The following is a 17,232-nucleotide window of genomic DNA, read 5'->3' on the forward strand; positions in this document are numbered from 1 at the left end:
AACCGCCATGAGCGACGAAAAGAAATACGTACTCGCGATCGACCAGGGTACGACCAGTTCCCGCGCCATGCTGTTCGATCACAATGGGCAGATCGCAGGCGTTGCCCAGCGCGAGTTCGAACAGATCTTTCCGCGACCGGGCTGGGTGGAACACAACCCGCGCGACATCATGACCAGCGTGCTGACAACGCTGACCGAGGTGATCAACAACACCCAGGTCGACGTCTCGGAAATTGCCGGCATCGGCATCACCAATCAGCGTGAGACCACGGTGATCTGGGACAAGCACACCGGCCAGCCGGTCTACAACGCCATCGTCTGGCAATCGCGGCATTCGGCCGAGATCTGTGACCAGCTGCGTGAAGCGGGCCACGCCGACATGATCCGCGACAAGACCGGCCTGGTGATCGACGCCTATTTTTCAGGCACCAAGGTCAAGTGGATCTTCGACAACGTCGACGGCGTCAAGGAGAAGGCCGAAAAAGGCGACCTGCTGTTCGGCACCATGGATTCCTGGCTGATCTGGAACCTGACCGGCGGCGCCGAACACGTCACCGACGTGACCAACGCCTCGCGCACGCTGATGTTCAACATCCGTGAACGCCGGTGGGATCCGGAGCTGCTCGAACTGTTCGGCGTGCCGGAATCGATGCTGCCCGAGGTCAAATCCTCCAGCGAAGTCTATGGCAACGTGCTGCCGAAATACTTCTTCGGCAACGAGCTGCCGATCGCGGGTATTGCTGGCGACCAGCAAGCCGCCCTGTTCGGCCAGGCCTGCTTCAAGCCCGGCATGGCCAAGAACACCTACGGCACCGGCTGCTTCACGCTGATGAATACCGGTACCGAAGCCACGGCTTCGGAGAACGGACTCCTGACGACGATCGCCTGGGAGATCGACGGCAAGGTCGAATACGCCCTGGAAGGTTCGATATTCGTGGCCGGCTCGGTGGTCCAGTGGCTGCGCGACGGGCTGCGCATGCTGGGCAAGTCCTCGGATTCCGAAGCGTATGCCGAGCGCGCCGGCGACAACGATGGCGTCTACCTGGTACCGGCCTTCACCGGCCTCGGCGCGCCCTACTGGAATTCGAACGTGCGCGGCGCGATGTTCGGCCTGTCGCGGGGTACCAGCAAGGAGCAGTTCATCCGCGCCGCCATCGAGTCCATGGCCTATCAGACGGCGGACGTCCTCAAGGCGATGCAGTCCGATTCGGGAATCGATCTGACCGAATTGCGCACCGACGGTGGCGCCATCGCCAACAACTTCCTGGCCCAGTTCCAGGCGGATATTCTCAACGTCGACGTGCTGCGTAGCGAAATCAACGAAACGACGGCGCTGGGCGCCGCCTACCTTGCCGGTCTCGCCCTCGGGTTCTGGGAGTCGCGCGAGCAGATCGCCGAGCAATGGGCGATCGAACGCCGCTTCGAACCCCACATGAGCGACGACAGGCGCAATGAACTGTATGACGGCTGGAAGCGAGCCGTACAGGCCACCATGGCCTTTCAGGTCGCCTCGTAGCAACTGTCGCGCCCAGCGAGACCGCTTGGCGATGCTGTTCAACGCATCGTTAGCAAGAGAGCTGGCCCGATCCCCATTGGATGGGGGTCGGGCCTTTTGTCATCCGGTCGAAATGGTCATCCGGTCGAAACGGGACGCCTTCGAGCCGAAACGCCACTCCGACAAAACACCCCCAAGACGCAGCGCCCCCAAATCCGGATAATGGCCGCCATCCGCCCGGGTCCAGAATTCGAGGCGCAGCCACTTACCAACGCGGTCCTTCTCCATGGAAATCAAGGTCAACTATCTCGACAACCTGCGTCAGGAAGCGCTGTTCGATGACTTCACCGTCATCACCGACCAGCCGATCCGCTACAAGGGCGATGGCTCCGCACCGGGGCCGTTCGACTACTTCCTGGCGTCTTCGGCGCTGTGCGCAGCCTACTTCGTGCGGGTCTACTGCAACGCGCGGGACATTCCGACCGAGAACATCCGGCTTTCGCAGAACAACATCGTCGACCCGGAGAACCGCTACAACCAGATCTTCAAGATCCAGGTCGAGTTGCCGGACGATATCTCCGAGAAGGATCGCATCGGCATCCTGCGCTCCGTCGAGCGCTGCTCGGTCAAGCGGGTGATCCAGAACAACCCGGAATTCCAGATCGAGACGGTCAAGAGCATCGACGAAGACGCCCAGGCGCTGCTGATGGCGGGGACTCATGTCAAAGACGGCGAAGGCGAATCGACCTGGATCGAGGGCAAGGATCTGCCGCTGGAGCAGACCATCGCCAACATGACGAAGATCCTTGCGGACCTCGGCATGAAGATCGAGATCGCTTCGTGGCGCAATATCGTGCCGAACGTGTGGTCGCTGCACATTCGCGACGCCGCCTCACCGATGTGTTTCACCAACGGCAAGGGCGCCACCAAGGAAGCCGCGCTCTGCTCCGCGCTGGGCGAGTTCATCGAGCGCCTCTCCTGCAACTTCTTCTACAACGATCAGTTCTTCGGCCCGGAGATCGCCGATAGCGATTTCGTCCATTATCCCGGTGAGAAGTGGTTCCAGCCGGGGCCGAATGACGAACTGCCGGTAGAAATTCTCGACGACCACTGCCGGGCGATCTTCGATCCGGAAGGCGAGCTGCGCGGCTCGCATCTGTTCGACACCAACTCCGGCCGGACGGATCGCGGCATCGTCTCGCTGCCCTTCGTGCGCCAGTCGGACGGCGAGACGGTCTGGTTCCCGTCGAACCTGATCGAGAACCTGTATCTCAGCAACGGCATGAGCGCGGGCAACACCATCGCCGAAGCGCAGGTGCAGTGCCTTTCGGAGATCTTCGAGCGCGCGGTGAAACGACAGATCATCGAGCAGGAGATCGTGCTGCCGGACGTGCCCGAGGCCGTGCTGGCGAAATATCCCGGCATCGTTGAAGGCATCGAAGCGCTGGAAGCCCAGGGCTTCCCGGTGCTGGTGAAGGATGCCTCCCTCGGCGGTCGGTACCCGGTCGCGTGCGTCACGCTGATGAACCCGCGCACCGGCGGTGTCTTCGCCTCCTTCGGCGCGCACCCCAGCCTGCAGGTGGCGATCGAGCGCAGTCTCACCGAGCTGCTGCAGGGCCGGAGCTTCGAAGGCCTGAACGACCTGCCACCGCCCACCTTCAACTCCCAGGCGGTGTCGGAGCCCAACAACTTCGTCGAGCACTTCATCGACTCTTCCGGCGTCATCTCCTGGCGCTTCTTCAGCGCCCGGGCGGATGTCGAGTTCGTCGAGTGGGACTTCTCGGGCTCCAACGCGGAAGAGGCAGCCGCGCTGTTCGGCATTCTCGAAGCCGAAGGGCTGGAGGCCTACGTGGCGATCCATGAAGACCTGGGCGCGCCGGTCTGCCGCATCCTGGTGCCCGGCTACTCCGAGGTGTATCCGGTCGAGGATCTGGTCTGGGACAACACCAACATGGCGCTCGCCTTCCGCGAAGACATCCTCGACCTGCATGCGCTGGATGAGGCGCAGCTGGCCGACCTGCTCGAGCGCCTGGAGGAGAGCGAGCTCGACGAGCAGATGAAGATCATCACCCTGATCGGCATCGAATTCGACGAGAACACCGTCTGGGGCCAGCTCACGATTCTCGAGCTGAAACTGCTGATCAATCTGGCGCTCGGCCAACTCGAGGAGGCGCTGGACCAGGTCGAGATGTTCCTGCAGTTCAACGACAACACCGTCGAACGCGGCCTGTTCTATCAAGCGCTGCTCGCAGTGCTGCAGATCACACTGGATGACGAGCTGGAGCTCGAGGACTATCTCTATAACCTCAGGCGCATGTTCGGCGAGGACAAGATGACGGCAGTCGTCGGTTCCGTGGAAGGCTCGGTTCGCTTCGCCGGTTTGACGCCAACCAGCGTGCAACTGGAGGGCCTGGATCGCCACCAGCGCCTGCTCGAAAGCTACCGGAAACTGCATGCGGCGCGGGCGGCTCGGCAAGCCTGAAGCTCGACACCACCCGGCCGTCAGCGATCGGCCGGGTGATTCACGCCGTCAGTGGTCTCGACCTCGCCCAGGTCATACGGATTGACGCCTTCCAGACAGCCCACGTTGTAGCCATATTCATTCGGATTCGAACGCCGCTGATGGTGGGTGTAGATCCCGCAGTTACCGCAAAAATAGTGCTTCGCGGTCAGGGTGTTGAACTGATAGCAGCGCAGGACTTCCTCGCCCGCGATAACGTGCAATGCATTCAGCGGAACGCCCGACGTGATGGCGCCCTTGCGTCGGCACAGCGAGCAGTCGCATCGATGTGGATCGACCACGCCATCGGGCAGTTCCAGTTCGAGTACCACCGCGCCACAGTGGCAGCTCAAACGGTGTCGCGGCTGAATGTCGGTATTGCCGATACGATGGGTCATGGCCGGACCTCCTCTTTCATGGCGCGTTCAGCATAGCGCGATCCCGCTCGGCGAGGTGAATGGCCGGCGGGCGCCACCACTCACTTTCACATCTTCGTCATTCGCGTCGCCTAGCCTGTTGTCACTGGCATCACTGACCCCGAGCGGATGGAGACGGCACGATGACGATCGATCGAAAAGGCTTTTCCAGGCGTGACTTCCTGATCACCAGTGGCCATCTCGGCATCGGCCTCGGGTTGGCCGCCACCGGGCTGCTGGGGGCGCCGGCGATCATCATGGCGGAAGGTCGACGTCCGACGGTCGAAGGCGGCGTGATGAGCGGCGATGCGCTGACGGACCGCGCGATGCTGTGGGGGCGCGCCAGCATGCCGTCGCGGATGCTGGTCGAGGTGGCCGACAACCCGGAGTTCCGCGGCGCCCGCCAGTTGCCTTGGGTCGACGTGCTGCCCAGCACCGACCTGATCGGCAAGATCGATGCGACCGGCCTTCAGGGAATGAATACCGTGCATTACCGGGTACGTTTCGCCGCCCTGGGAGACGAACGCGCGGTGAGCGAGCCGATGGTCGGGCAACTGCGCTTGCCGCCATCCACCCCGCGCGACCTGCGTTTCGTGTGGTCGGGCGACGTCGTCGGCCAGGGCTGGGGGATCGACGAATCCCGTGGTGGCATGCGCACCTGGGAAGCGATGCGCCAGGTCCGGCCGGATTTCTTCATCCACTCCGGCGATACCGTCTATGCCGATGGCCCCCTGCAGGAGCGCGTCGCGCTGCCGGACGGGCTGCACGGTGGCGTCCATGTCTTCGGGACGTACGTCGAGAATCGCGTTCATGGCGGAAAGATCGACACTTAGCCCGCCATGATCGGCGATCACCTGACCTTCGATGGACGTGCCGACACCGTAGGGAATCACCGGCACCCGGTGGGCCGCGCAGGCCCGCACGATCGCAGAGACTTCCTCGGTGGAGTGCGGAAAGCAGACGGCGTCCGGCGCGGCCGGATGGTGCCAGGACTCGTCATGCCCGTGCTGATTGCGAATTCCCGCCGCCGTGGTGATCCGATCGCCCAGTATCGGCTCGAGATCGGCGATCAGCGCCCGGAGCGTTTCCGCATCGGGACGAGGGGGAAGTTTGGCAGGTTGCGCAGCGGCGTAAGACATGAAAGACACCTCGGATGGACCAGGAATGATCGACAGTGAGCAAGCTATCGATCATTCCAGCATACCGGATTTCATCTCCGCTGCGGTGGCGTCGGGTCCAGCCGATGTCAGCTCGTGACGGTGTCCCGGCGGGTCTCGGCCACCGGCGCTTCGGCCCGGCCGATCACCCGCTCCAGATGCTCGCGGTATTCCGCCTGGTACCGCTCGACTTCCGGCTGCTTGATCACGTCGTTGGCGATGAAGCTCGGCAGCCCGGCCAGCCCGACGAATTCCTGCGACTTGTGGAAGGCGAAGTAGACACCGTCGACGCCGAGGCCTTCGAAGAAGTTGCCCGGCTCGTCGAACGCTTCGATCGGCGCGTTCCAGGTCAGCGACAGCATGTAGCGACGCCCCTGCAGCAGCCCGCCGCTGCCGTACTGCTTGCTGGGATCGGTGCGCGTGCGCCCGTCGCTGGCATAGAGAGAACCGTGGCCGGCGGTGAACACTTCGTCGATGTAGCGCTTGAGGGTCCAGGGCGCGCCCATCCACCAGCCCGGCATCTGATAGACGATGACATCGGCCCAGAGATAGTTCTGCACTTCGGCGTCGATATCGTAGCCCTGCTCGATCACCGTCTCGCGGAGCTCGTGGCCCAGTTCGATCAGCGTGTGCCAGGCGATACCGTGCAGCGTATTGTTGAGCTCGCCGCTGGAATGGGCAAACGGCTTGCCGCCATTGATCAATAGAATCTTCATCGTTCGAGCGTTCTCCGTCGCGATCTTGAATGCCGCACCCCGATGTTTCTCTGGCGCAGCGCAATGGCACCATTGTGGCGACAAACCGCAATGGATAAACCACGCTGGCGACAAGTCACTTTTGACTTAAAATCAATAACCGTCCGATCTCGCTGGGAGGCGTCCATGAAAAGCACGCTCGAGGAACAGCTGGCGTTCGTTGCCGTGGTCGACCGGGGTTCCATCACGGCCGCCGCCGAGGGGCTGGACATGACGGTCTCCGGCGTCAGCCGCGCGCTCAATCGTCTCGAGCGCAAACTGGGCACGACGCTGTTGCGGCGGACGACGCGGCGGCTGGAGTTGACCGAAGAAGGCGAGACGTTCCTCGGCCACGTGCGGTCGATTCTCGCTGCCGTCGACAGCGCCGAGGAAGCCATCGCCCATCATCAGGACCGGCCCCAGGGGCGGCTTCGCATCAACGCGGCGCCGAGCTTCATGCAGTTCGTGCTCGTGCCGGTGATCGGAGAATTCCGTCAGCGCTACCCCGGTATCGCGCTGGAGCTCGACACCCACGACCGCTTCGTCGATCTGCTCGAACAGCGGGTCGACCTCGCCATCCGTATCGGCGAGCTGGAAGACTCTTCGCTGCACGCGCGCCCGCTCGGCAACAGCCCGCTGCGACTGTTGGCGAGCCCCGAGTACCTGACTCGACGCGGCGTTCCCCGGAGCGTCGACGATCTCGCCCACCACAGCCTGCTCGGCTTCAGCCAGCTGGATCACCTCAATCGCTGGCCGCTGCTCGACGGGCGCGGCGAGCCGCTACATGTCAGGCCGACGCTTTCCGCTTCCAGCGGCACGACGCTGCTCGAACTCGTCATGGCGGGCGAGGGCATCGCCTGCCTGGCCGACTACGTGACGATCGCCCCGCGCCGGCAAGGCCTTCTCGTCGATATCCTGCCCGATCAGACGCAATTCCAGACCCAGCGCATCAATGTCGTCTACTACCGCCAGACCGCCCTCTCCCAGCGCGCCCGGCTGTTCATGGATTTCCTGGCCGAACGGCTGCCGGGACGGTATGTGAGCGCGTGACCGCGAACGACTTCACTGCCCGAAATCTCGCCTGCCCCTACTCCTCGCCACGGCGTTAACCCCCGTCAATCCAGCGCGCGGTTCTCGCTGGTATGCGGTCGGCCGCCGACTAAGCTAGATAAGTGACAAGCATGAACCTACAAGGAGTATCGATGATGACTCGAGGTCTCGGAGGCCGGTCTCCGGCCAATATCTCAAGCTATCTTGGCGGTATCGATTTTCCGGCAGGCAAGAACGATATCGTTGAGCACGCCAAGAAAAATGGTGCGGAATCCGACGTCATGAAAGTCGTCGAAGCCTTGCCCGAAGGCCAGTACGAAAACATGGCCGATGTCATGAAAGGCGTGGGGGAGGCTGAATAAGCCGGACGGCTTCGATTCAGGGATGCGTAACCCAACGATGGCCTTCGTTCGACTACGAGGCCGGTAGTTTTCAAGGAGATGAACGATGAGTAGCGATCCCATGCAACAGCTTCATTCATGGCTCAAGGACGCTCATGCCATGGAAGAGCAGGCCGAGCAGATGCTGACCGCCCAGGCCAAGCGTCTGGAGCATTATCCGAAATTGCAGGCGCGCATTACCCAGCATATCGATGAAACCAAGTCCCAGGCCGCTCGGCTCGAGGAGTGTCTGGAGTCGATGAATACCAGCACCTCGACGATGAAAGACCTGGGCGGGAAGTTTGCCGCGATGGGCCAGGCGATCGGCGGTTCCATGGCGCCCGACGAAGTGGTCAAGGGTAGCGTCGCCAGTTACGCCTTCGAGCACTTCGAGATCGCCAACTACCGTGCGTTGATCGCTGCCGCCGATCAGTTGGGTGAGATTCGTATCAAGGAAGTCTGCGAAAGCATCCTCCAGGAGGAGCTGGCCATGGCGAAGTGGCTGGAAGACAACCTCGACGACGTTACCCGTGCCTTCCTCGCCCGGTCGGAAAGTGACGAACTGAGCGGTAAACGGTAAACGGAAAAGACAGATATTGCTGGCTTGTCGAACCGAGGCTCAACATCATCGTTGAGCCTCTTTCGTTGGTTCCTTTCCCCGAGTTCCTGATTTGCCGGGCTTACTCTATGACCTCTGACCTCGAGCTTTATGACCTCGAGGCCTGGCCTCAAGGCGCAAAGACGACACGCAGGCAGTCGTCGCTCTTGTGCTTGAACATGGCGTAGCCTTGGGGGCCATCTTCCAGCGAAGCGGTATGGGTCATGAGGTAGGAAGGGTCGAGTTCGCCGGCCTGAATGTGTTCGAAGATCCGTTCGACATAACGCTGCCCCGGCTGCTGGCCCGATTTCATCGTCAGCGCCTTGTTGACGACCGCGCCGATCGGGAACTTGTCCATGAAGCCCGCGTAGACGCCAAGCACGGACACGGTCCCTCCCTTGCGACAGGAGTGGATCGCCTGGCGCAGCGCCGCACCGCGTTCCGTTTGCAGCCGCATCATCTGCTTCGTACGGTCGTAGACATTTTCGAGCTTGTGTTCGGAATGCGCTTCCATGCCCACGCAGTCGATGCACCGGTCGGGGCCGCGCCCGCCGGTCAGGCTCAACAGCGCATCATGAATGTCATGCTGGGTGTAGTTCAGCCCGATCGCCCCGCCCTGCTTGCGAGCGAGATGCAGGCGGTCCTCGAAGCGGTCGATGGCGATGACCTGCTCGGCGCCCATCAGATAAGCGCTTCGAATGGCCATCTGCCCGACACCCCCGCAGCCCCAGACGGCGACCGTGTCGCCCGGTTCGATATCGGCGATATCGGCGCCGTAATAGCCCGTGGGCACGGCATCCGAGACGAAAAGCGCCTTCTCGTCGCTGATGCCTTCCGGCACCTTGAACAGATTGACGTCGGCGAACGGCACCCTGACGTAGGTGGCATGGCTGCCGGCGTATCCGCCGAATGCATGGCTGTAGCCGAAGATGCCCGTACAGGCATGTCCGTAGAGTTCCTGGGTGAACGTGGGATTGGGGTTGGAGTTGTCGCAGCAGGAAAATTCCTGACGCTGGCAAGGCTGACAGTCGCCACAGCCCAGGATCGAGATCGCGATGACCCGATCCCCACGGCTGAACTGGGTCACCCCGCTTCCTGCCTCGACCACTTCTCCCAGAAACTCGTGCCCGAGCACGTCGCCGGCGTGCATCGTGGGTACGTAACCATCCAGAAGGTGCAGGTCTGAGCCGCAGACGGACGACAGCTTGACCCGAACGATGACGTCACGGGGGTTGATCAATTCCGGATCGGGCAACGTCTCGACGCTCAGCCGATTGGTGCCTTGCCATGTCAATGCACGCATGAAAACTCTCCTTGTTCCTGTTCGGCCTGTGCCACGTCCCGCGGAACATTCATGATCGACAAGGCCAGCCGACGACAGGCTTCGTCTGAAAGCGGGGCGTGTCTTGGCGATCGCTGATGATCGAATCCCCGGACAGGCCCGATTTTCCAGATCTCATTCCCAAATCTCAGGTAAACGGCCGCGATGCCGTGATCTCGCCGGTTTCCATCTTCTGCTTGAAGCGCCGGAGGTTGCGGTGCAGCCAATGGGAAGTGCCGCCCGATCCCTTGTCGGCCAGATAACCCAGATGGCCTTTGGCGGGTTCGTAGGTCACGTAGCACTGGACTTCCGTCCCGCCTCTGCCTGGCGCGTCCTGAAAACGCACCCAGCCGGAAAACGGCGGCAGAGCTTCCGAGTCGGAGACCCACTCGAGGAACTCCCCCTCCCGATCGTCGACGAGACGCACGAGAAGCTGTTTCGCGGGGTCGCTATCCAGGATCCAGCGTGTCGTCCGATCGTCGACCTGCTCGATATGCATGGCGGGCGTCAGGACTTCGGCCAGCTTGTCGGGCGCGCGCCAGAAACGGTAGAGCTCATCGCGAGGCTTGTTGACGGTCACGCTGTGCGAGACCACCCTGGCCGCCTGCCAATGATGCGCTTCGGCCACGTGCTTCTCGTAAGGAGAGGCCGAGAGCGCGCCCTTGAGCCGACACTCTCCCTTGATGGCCCGATAGACCAGCATTCCTGACAGGATGGCCTGCCCCCAACCCATGAGGCCGCCTTTTCTCAAACCGCCTGCTATCCCCCACAAACCACCGCCCAGCGAAGCCCAGCGTTCCACGCCAGTGACTTCAGCCGCGTTCTGCTTGCGGGTATGCGAAAGCGTATGTCGCGCTTCGGAAGACATCGAATTTCTCCCTTTTCAGCCGGATCGCGGTAGGTCGCGGTCACGGTCGACGATAGTGCCTGTTGGCAATGTTTAACGTTAGCCGATCGCCAATCCCGCGAGCGCACCGATGCCCGGCGGCGTTAAAGCACATCAAATCCGATCGCAGAATTCCGATCGCGAGGCAACGTCAAGGCAGCGTCAACGCTTTGACAGGTATCGATTAGCGCAGATAAACAACCGCGGTTCATCGTACCGAAGGAGTGCTTCTCGACACCCGAAAAAAGGGCTACGTTGAGAAAGCAGTTGTCTGAGGAGAACTCATCCACGAACGGATTCGGTATAGGTTACCAACATGGAAAATGAACGTAGCGCTGTCTATGACGGCGAAAGTCGGTTGGTGGGTAATGTCATCAAGGAAAACGGTACGCAAAACGTATTGATGGAAACCGAGGAAGGCACCACTTACCGTATTCCGATGGAAAAGCTGACTCGCCATGACACGCACTGGGTCTTGAACGATCCGGTGGATCACTTTCCTGCCGTTCCTTCCGAGCAGGAAATGCAGGCCCGTGTGGACGACATGAGCGCGGACAGTTTCCCGGCGAGCGATCCACCCAGCTTTACGCCCGGCAAGCCGGATATCGAAAGATGATTTCTTTCGGATGGAAACCGCTTACTGAAACCTCAAAAAGGCCCTCGCCATGAGGGCCTAATCGATCCGGAACTCGAGATTTATCCCGCTTTCTGATTCACGTTCTGCTTGGCCAGCTTGGAGAGCTTGTCATCGGTGGCCTTCTCTTCCTTGAGCGTCTCGGCAAGGATATCTTTGGCTTCGGTATAACCGAGCTGCTCAGCCATTGCGCACAAGGTGCCATAGGCGGCAATTTCGTAGTGCTCCACCTTTTGAGCCGCACCTATCAAGCCTGCGTCCAGAACGGGGCCTTTCTCCGCATTATCGATGAGCTCTTGAGACTCTTCGATCAGGCTCTCCATGACATAGCACTTGGTGCGCTTGATTCGAATATCAGGAATCGTATCCGCCACTTTCTCGAGCCGTTCCACCTGCCCTCGGGTTTCTTCAAGGTGTTTTTTGAAGGCTTCCACCAGCTGATCGTTATCGGCGGCACGTGCCAGCTTGGGAAGTGCGCGAGTAATTTGCTTTTCTGCACTATTGACGTCAGAAAGCAAGTGAATAAAAAGATCGTTAGCGCTTTTAATGACCATATCGAAACTCCATTGGATTGACCAAACGGTTGCCATGACCGGTTTCACGAAGCGTTTGCGAAACTGGCGACCAAAAGCTCACGCGTTCAGTTTGATGCATTCCATGCTTCTCATTGTGCAATCGGCAATCGCCAAGCACGACCTAAAGGTAGCAGCCCCTGCCAGCCGGGAAATCCTCATATCATGTTTTTATGTAACCGATATGAGTCACTGGCAATGGATGCCACCGGCTAGCCGATGGATCAATGTATAGTCATAAAAGGGCAGAGTTTATCGACAAAAACTCCCATGGATTAATGTCGATAAACCCGGCTAACGAAAAGCAGCGTATACGCGGCCGGGTTGGTCAGGATTAACGATCATTATTGATCTCCATCAATCCTGCCCCCCGCGTAAAAACAGACCGGACGCAACGCGAAGCGTCTTTTCATCGCTCAACGCGAAACGCCTCTTCCTCCATGAACAGCCGTTACGCTCTGCGATGAATCAAGCCGGGTCCAGCAGCGCAGTCAACGGTTTGCCATCCAGCGAATCCGTCGAGAGCCCGAGCAGGCGGGCGAAGGTGGCGCCGGCGCTATTCATGCGCTGGATGCCGCGACGGGTATCGAACGGCAGTTCGACGCCGGCGCGAATCCCGGCGCCGTGGAAAAACGCCACGCCGTGATTGGAAGCGAACGCAGTGCTGGCGGTAGGCACCTGCGGGCCGTGGTTGGCGCCGGGGGTAACGAGTTCGGCCACCGTATCGCCGCGTTCGTTGGTGCCCCAGACGAAACCGGGGGCGTAGGCGAACAGCACGTCACCCATCAGCTCGCCCCAGTAGCCCAGCGGGCTGGCATCCTGCTTCTTGAGTGCCAGCGCGACCACGTTGCGTTCGCCGCTTGTCGTCTCGACGTACCAGGTGGTCAGCGCCTTGAGGATGCGCGTCTGTACCCGCTCGATCTCGGCTGTCGGCACGAGATTGCGATTGACGAAGATCTCCAGTCCGCCGCGCTCGTCCTTGAGAAACGCCTGGCTCGCGGCGACGTCGGGCTTGCCTTCGCCATTGATCGTGCACAGGTCGAATTCGGCCAACCGCCTGTGGATATCACAAAGGTGGCTATTGGGCACGTCGCCGTGATCGGAGGCGAGCACCACCACCGTGTCGTCGTCGCAACCGGCCAGTGCCCGGCCCACGGCGTCATCGAGAATCCGGTAGGAACGCCGGATCACCTCGAGATAGCGCGCGGCATCGTCGGCTGCGTAGAACTTCGATTCGGGATCGCATTGCGCCAGACAGGTGTGATGAGTCTCGTCGTTGAGCCGGAAGACCGTGGCAAAGAGCTGGAAGCCTTCTTCGTTGAGCAGCGTCAGGGCACTGTCGACCAGCCACTCGAGCTGATAGCGCCCTTCCTCGAAGCTGGTCTCGAAGTAGCGCGTATCCGGGTCGGCGGAGACCGCCCATTTGGAAATGAACGGGCCATGGCGCTCGATCAACCGCTGGGCCACGTCGGGTTGCCCGCTGGCGGACGCGGGCGCGGTCACCTGGGATTGCAGCAGATCGATTCTGCCGCTGGCGGCGTCGAAGTCGAGCAGCTTGAAGCGTATCGCCGTGCGCTTACCTTCGAGTTCGAGCGGCAGCCATTCGCTCCACTCGCCGACGCTCAGGCTGGCCTCGCCGTCCGCCAGGGTGAGCCGTAGACGTTCGCCGTTCGGGCTCAGCGTTACCGGCACGGGCTCGCCACGATGCGCGGGAATCAGCGCGACGAAGCCGTCACCCGCACGCTCGACGGCAAAGCGATTGTGCTTCTGGTGATGGGCCAGCGTGCCGGTGGGCGGCCACCCCAGGGCTTCGGTCTGGGGTGTATTGGTCCACTGATCGAGATGGGTGCTGTGCAGGCACGCCGGGGCGAGCTCCATCGGTGCCGGGCCGCTACCGCTCCAGAACGGGGCGAAGCAGAGATCGTCGGAGCCTGTCGGTTTGAGGCTCTCGGGAAAATGCACCAGCGCCGCTCGTTGCCCCGCGGCGCTCATCAGCTCCAGCAGATGTTGCGTGCCGCTGGGCGGCAGTCGCTGGCCGACCCAGCTGGTGCCCGGCGCCTGGCCGGTCAGAAACGTCACGAAGTTGGTGTCGCCCCAGGTCGAGATGTAGGGCAGCAGCCGCGTCGAGCCGCCTTCGTCACGCAGGCGCTGGATGTTGGGCAGCACACCCTCGGCGCAGAAGCGCTCGACCAGCTCGGGGATCAAGCCGTCGACGCCCAACAGCAGGATTTTACGGTTCTGACTCATGTGACTCTCCTGTGGGCACGGCTTAGCGGATGGTGTAGTGATCGATGATCGAGCGGTCGATATCGACTCCCAGGCCGGGCTTGTCGAGTACCTCGACGCAGCCGTTGGCATTGAGCTGGAATTCGCCGCCGATCAACTCCTGACGGAACGGATGGGCGGACTGATCGTATTCGAGCATGGGTTCGTCGGGTGTCAGCGACAGCGGTTGCGGCGGAAGCGTGGCGATGAACTGCACCGCTGCCGCCAGCCCGATGCCGGTTCCCCAGACATGGGGAATCAACGGGACGTGCCAGGCCTGAGCCATGGCGGCGATCTTCTGGCACTCGGTGAGACCGCCGGCGGCGCCGAGATCCGGCTGGATGACATCCAGCACGCCTTCGCTGATCAGGTCGCGATAGCCGATCTTGGTGTACTCGTTCTCGCCGGCAGCGATCCAGGTGCGGGAGATGCCCTTGAGCTCGCGATAGCCGTGACGATTTTCCGGGCTCAGCGGCTCCTCGAACAGATGCACCCGTGTCTCTTCGAGCTCCATCAGGATGCGCCGCGCCGCCGGCACACTGTAGGCGCAGTTGGCGTCCATCATCAGCGCGATGTCGTCACCCACCGCTTCGCGCACCGCGCGCATGTCGCGAATGTCCGCCTCGATACCGAAACCGGTCTTGAGCTTCATCGCCCGGTAGCCATTGGCCTGGTGACGCAGCGCTTCCTCGACCACCTCTTCGGGATACTTTCCGCCTTCGCGACGATAGAAGCCGGTGGCGTAAGGCCGGATTTCGGTACGAAACGCCCCGCCCATCAACCGGTGGATCGGCTGGCCCAGCGCCTTGCCGGCGAGATCCCACAGCGCGATGTCGATCGCGGCAATGCCGAACAGCGCCGCCCCTTTCTGACCGTAGGGCCGGGTGTGGTTGTACATCGTCTCCCACAGCACTTCGCGGTCGAAGATCGAGCGGCCGATCACCAGCGGCTTGAGCGCATGCTCGACCATCGCTTGGGCGACCTGCGGCGGCTGCAACCCGTGATTGATGCATTCGCCCCAGCCCACCAGGCCGTCATCGGTATGAATTTCCACCAGCATTGCCGTGCGCTGATGCACCCAGCCCTGAGAGAAGGAGAAAGGCTGCTCCAGCGGCGCGGCCAGCACGTGGGTCTTGAGGTCAGTAATGATCATGGCAAGAAATCGCTCTGCGGGTAGTATCGGCGAAGGAAGAAAAATCGAAGGTGTCGATGCTCATGCGCGGCTACTCGAAGGCGATACGGGCTCGCGTCGGGCTGCGATCTTCGCCCGCCAATCGAGCACGCCCGCCACCGTCGTCCAGACCAGGAACAGCCCGATCAACGCGAACAGCGTCGTGGCGATGCCGCTATGGGTGAAGAACGAGAAGAAGTCGCCGCGCGAGATCAGAAGCCCCCGGCGTAGCGAGCTTTCCAGTTCCGGCCCCAGCACCATGCCAATGACCAGCGGCGCCAGCGGATAACCGCCGCGTCGCAGCACGTAGGCGAGAATGCCGGTCAGCGCCGCGACCACCAGATCCAGCGGATTGCCGCGCACCGACACCGCGCCGATGAAGCTGAACATCACGATGCCACCCATCACGAAGCCCAGCGGCAGCTTGAACAGGTAGCGGAACAGGCCGATGGAGGGTTTGCTGAGAACCAGCATGGCCACGTTGACGATGATCAGCACCACGAACAGCGCATAGACCGTCTGCGCCTGGTCGACCATCAGACGAACGCCCGGCGTAATGCCGTGGATCACCATCGCGCCCATCATCATCGCCGTGACCACATCGCCGGGAATGCCCAGCGCCAGGGTGGGGATGAAGGCGCTGCCGGTCACGGCGTTGTTGGAAGATTCCGAGGCGATGATGCCGTCGGGCTCGCCCTTGCCCAGATTGGCCCGCCGCGGCGACAGCTTCTGGGCCGCGGCATAGCTTATGAAGGCCGCTGCTGCCGCCCCGGTGCCCGGCAGCGCGCCGACGAAGCTGCCGATGAACGAACCCCGCACCAGTTCGATCAGACGGCGGCCGATCTCGCGCAGGTTCGGGAAGCGCAGCCGCGCCTCGGGAATGGTCGTCGCCTCTTCGTCTCGCGCCGAGAAACGCACGAAAACTTCCGACAGCGCAAAGGCCCCCACCACCACCGGGATCAGATCCAGCCCGGAGCTGAGCGCGTAGGTGCCGAAGGTGAAGCGGTCGGCGCCAGTGATCGGGTCACTGCCCACCGTCGAGAAGAAGAAGCCCATCATCCCGCAGACCAGCCCCTTGAGCAGGCTGCCGCGGGAAATCCCGACGATGCACAGCATCGCCAGACAGACCAGCGCGAATACCTCGATCGAGCCGAAGTTGACGGCGAACTTGGCCAGCTGAGGGGCGCAGAAGATCAGCAGCACGCAAGAGAGCACGCCGCCGAAGAAGGAAGCAAAGGTGGCCCAGCCCAGCGCTTCGTCGACGCGGCCCTGCTGGGTCATCGGATAGCCATCGAAGGTGGTCGCCGCCGACTGCGGCGTGCCGGGGGTATTGATCAGAATCGCGGTGATCGAACCGCCATAGACCGAGCCGCAGTAGACGCCGATCAGCAGCGCCATGCTGGTAATGACATCCATGCCGAAGGTGAACGGCAGAAAGATCGTCAACCCGACCACCGACCCCAGCCCGGGCAGGCCGCCAATGATGATGCCTGCCCAGGTGCCGATCACGATGGCGAGCAGCGCCTGCCAGGTGAAGGCATCGTTGATTGCCGCCAGAATCACATCCATCTCAGATCACTCCATTCGTGAGCAGCGCCGGCAACCGGATCATCAGCACGTGGTGAAACAGGAACCACAAACCGCCACCGATCACGATCGTGCCCAGCAGCAGCGGCAATGGCCGCCGGATACGAAACAGCCATAGCGTCAACGCCACCAACGGCAACGCCGGGATCAGAAAGCCGAGACTCGCCGTGGCAATCGCCGCGATCAATACCGCCGCCATCAACAGCGGCAGAGGCGTCAGCGTCACGCGTTTCACCGGGACGCGGCGGATCAACTCGCCGATCAGGATCGCCAGCGCCACTACGCACCAGATCGTCAGCACGATGCGGGGGACCAGCATGGGGCTTGCCGGCCCCTGCCACGCGGTGATCGAAAGACCGGCGCCAGCCAGCAACAGGGCCAGCGCGGTCAATACTCGAGGATGGATCAAGAATGCGAACATGGGACCGCGGCTCCTGAGAGATCGAGAGAACAAGAGGTCGAAAGA

The 17,232-nt window shown here is 61.9% G+C and carries 17 protein-coding genes; 7 read left to right on the forward strand and 10 right to left on the reverse strand.

All coding sequences use genetic code 11. The features are described from left to right. Positions 1-7: 7 nt before the first annotated feature. Positions 8-1,516: a glycerol kinase GlpK gene (glpK, locus tag BC443_RS13460; RefSeq protein ID WP_071232352.1), complete on the forward strand. Its 1,509-nt coding sequence runs from the start codon at positions 8-10 to the stop codon at positions 1,514-1,516. Positions 1,517-1,615: 99 nt separating this feature from the next. On the opposite strand, the gene BC443_RS18835 is transcribed toward glpK, so the two are convergent. Continuing rightward, positions 1,616-1,792 carry a hypothetical protein gene (locus BC443_RS18835; RefSeq protein WP_157957090.1) on the reverse strand — a complete coding sequence of 59 codons (177 nt, stop codon included), beginning with the start codon at positions 1,790-1,792 and terminating at the stop codon, positions 1,616-1,618. Between BC443_RS18835 and BC443_RS13465 the strand changes: the two genes are divergently transcribed. Beyond that, positions 1,782-3,977, forward strand: a complete 2,196-nt coding sequence (locus BC443_RS13465; RefSeq protein WP_071232353.1) for an OsmC domain/YcaO domain-containing protein — start codon at positions 1,782-1,784, stop codon at positions 3,975-3,977. The two genes, BC443_RS18835 and BC443_RS13465, sit on opposite strands and share 11 nt — an antisense overlap. A 20-nt stretch (positions 3,978-3,997) precedes the next feature. Here the strand turns inward: BC443_RS13465 and BC443_RS13470 are convergent, their stop codons facing one another. After that, a complete protein-coding gene (locus BC443_RS13470) occupies positions 3,998-4,393 on the reverse strand; it encodes a GFA family protein (protein WP_071232354.1) in 396 nt (131 codons plus the stop codon). A gap of 161 nt (positions 4,394-4,554) precedes the next feature. On the opposite strand from BC443_RS13470, the gene BC443_RS13475 reads away from it, so the two are divergent. Further along, positions 4,555-5,244, forward strand: a complete 690-nt coding sequence (locus tag BC443_RS13475; protein WP_071232355.1) for a PhoD-like phosphatase N-terminal domain-containing protein — start codon at positions 4,555-4,557, stop codon at positions 5,242-5,244. 413 nt (positions 5,245-5,657) lie between these two features. Here the strand turns inward: BC443_RS13475 and BC443_RS13485 are convergent, their stop codons facing one another. After that, positions 5,658-6,284 carry an NAD(P)H-dependent oxidoreductase gene (locus BC443_RS13485; RefSeq protein ID WP_071232357.1) on the reverse strand — a complete coding sequence of 209 codons (627 nt, stop codon included), beginning with the start codon at positions 6,282-6,284 and terminating at the stop codon, positions 5,658-5,660. A gap of 165 nt (positions 6,285-6,449) precedes the next feature. Between BC443_RS13485 and BC443_RS13490 the strand changes: the two genes are divergently transcribed. From BC443_RS13490 to BC443_RS13500, 3 genes are all read left to right on the forward strand, one after another. After that, complete coding sequence (locus BC443_RS13490) at positions 6,450-7,352, forward strand: LysR substrate-binding domain-containing protein (RefSeq protein ID WP_071232358.1); 903 nt, start codon at positions 6,450-6,452, stop codon at positions 7,350-7,352. 131 nt (positions 7,353-7,483) lie between these two features. Beyond that, on the forward strand, positions 7,484-7,714 hold the full coding sequence (locus BC443_RS13495) for a DUF2795 domain-containing protein (RefSeq protein ID WP_247643287.1): 231 nt from the start codon (positions 7,484-7,486) through the stop codon (positions 7,712-7,714). An 85-nt stretch (positions 7,715-7,799) separates the two neighbouring features. Then, positions 7,800-8,312 (forward strand): ferritin-like domain-containing protein, encoded by a 513-nt coding sequence (locus BC443_RS13500; RefSeq protein WP_071232359.1) that lies wholly within the window; start codon positions 7,800-7,802, stop codon positions 8,310-8,312. 148 nt (positions 8,313-8,460) lie between these two features. On the opposite strand, the gene BC443_RS13505 is transcribed toward BC443_RS13500, so the two are convergent. After that, a complete protein-coding gene (locus BC443_RS13505; RefSeq protein ID WP_071232360.1) occupies positions 8,461-9,633 on the reverse strand; it encodes a zinc-dependent alcohol dehydrogenase in 1,173 nt (390 codons plus the stop codon). Positions 9,634-9,799: 166 nt separating this feature from the next. After that, positions 9,800-10,519, reverse strand: coding sequence for a hypothetical protein (locus BC443_RS13510; RefSeq protein WP_071232361.1), 720 nt, complete (start codon positions 10,517-10,519; stop codon positions 9,800-9,802). 334 nt (positions 10,520-10,853) lie between these two features. On the opposite strand from BC443_RS13510, the gene BC443_RS13515 reads away from it, so the two are divergent. Next, entirely contained in the window at positions 10,854-11,153 is a 300-nt protein-coding gene (locus BC443_RS13515; protein ID WP_071232362.1) for a hypothetical protein, read from the forward strand. An 80-nt stretch (positions 11,154-11,233) separates the two neighbouring features. On the opposite strand, the gene BC443_RS13520 is transcribed toward BC443_RS13515, so the two are convergent. The 5 genes from BC443_RS13520 to BC443_RS13540 all read right to left on the reverse strand — a co-directional run bounded on the left by BC443_RS13520 (position 11,234) and on the right by BC443_RS13540 (position 17,187). Next, positions 11,234-11,761: a ferritin-like domain-containing protein gene (locus BC443_RS13520; RefSeq protein ID WP_276233038.1), complete on the reverse strand. Its 528-nt coding sequence runs from the start codon at positions 11,759-11,761 to the stop codon at positions 11,234-11,236. Positions 11,762-12,211: 450 nt separating this feature from the next. Next, positions 12,212-13,990: an alkaline phosphatase family protein gene (locus BC443_RS13525; protein WP_071232364.1), complete on the reverse strand. Its 1,779-nt coding sequence runs from the start codon at positions 13,988-13,990 to the stop codon at positions 12,212-12,214. Between the two features lie 22 nt (positions 13,991-14,012). Further along, positions 14,013-15,161: a mandelate racemase/muconate lactonizing enzyme family protein gene (locus BC443_RS13530; RefSeq protein ID WP_071232365.1), complete on the reverse strand. Its 1,149-nt coding sequence runs from the start codon at positions 15,159-15,161 to the stop codon at positions 14,013-14,015. A 60-nt stretch (positions 15,162-15,221) separates the two neighbouring features. Then, a complete protein-coding gene (locus BC443_RS13535) occupies positions 15,222-16,748 on the reverse strand; it encodes a tripartite tricarboxylate transporter permease (RefSeq protein WP_071232366.1) in 1,527 nt (508 codons plus the stop codon). A 1-nt stretch (position 16,749) separates the two neighbouring features. Next, entirely contained in the window at positions 16,750-17,187 is a 438-nt protein-coding gene (locus BC443_RS13540; protein WP_071232367.1) for a tripartite tricarboxylate transporter TctB family protein, read from the reverse strand. Positions 17,188-17,232: the final 45 nt, after the last annotated feature.

Source organism: Salinicola sp. MIT1003, assembly GCF_001858555.1.
GTDB classification, from domain to species: Bacteria; Pseudomonadota; Gammaproteobacteria; order Pseudomonadales; family Halomonadaceae; genus Salinicola; species Salinicola salarius.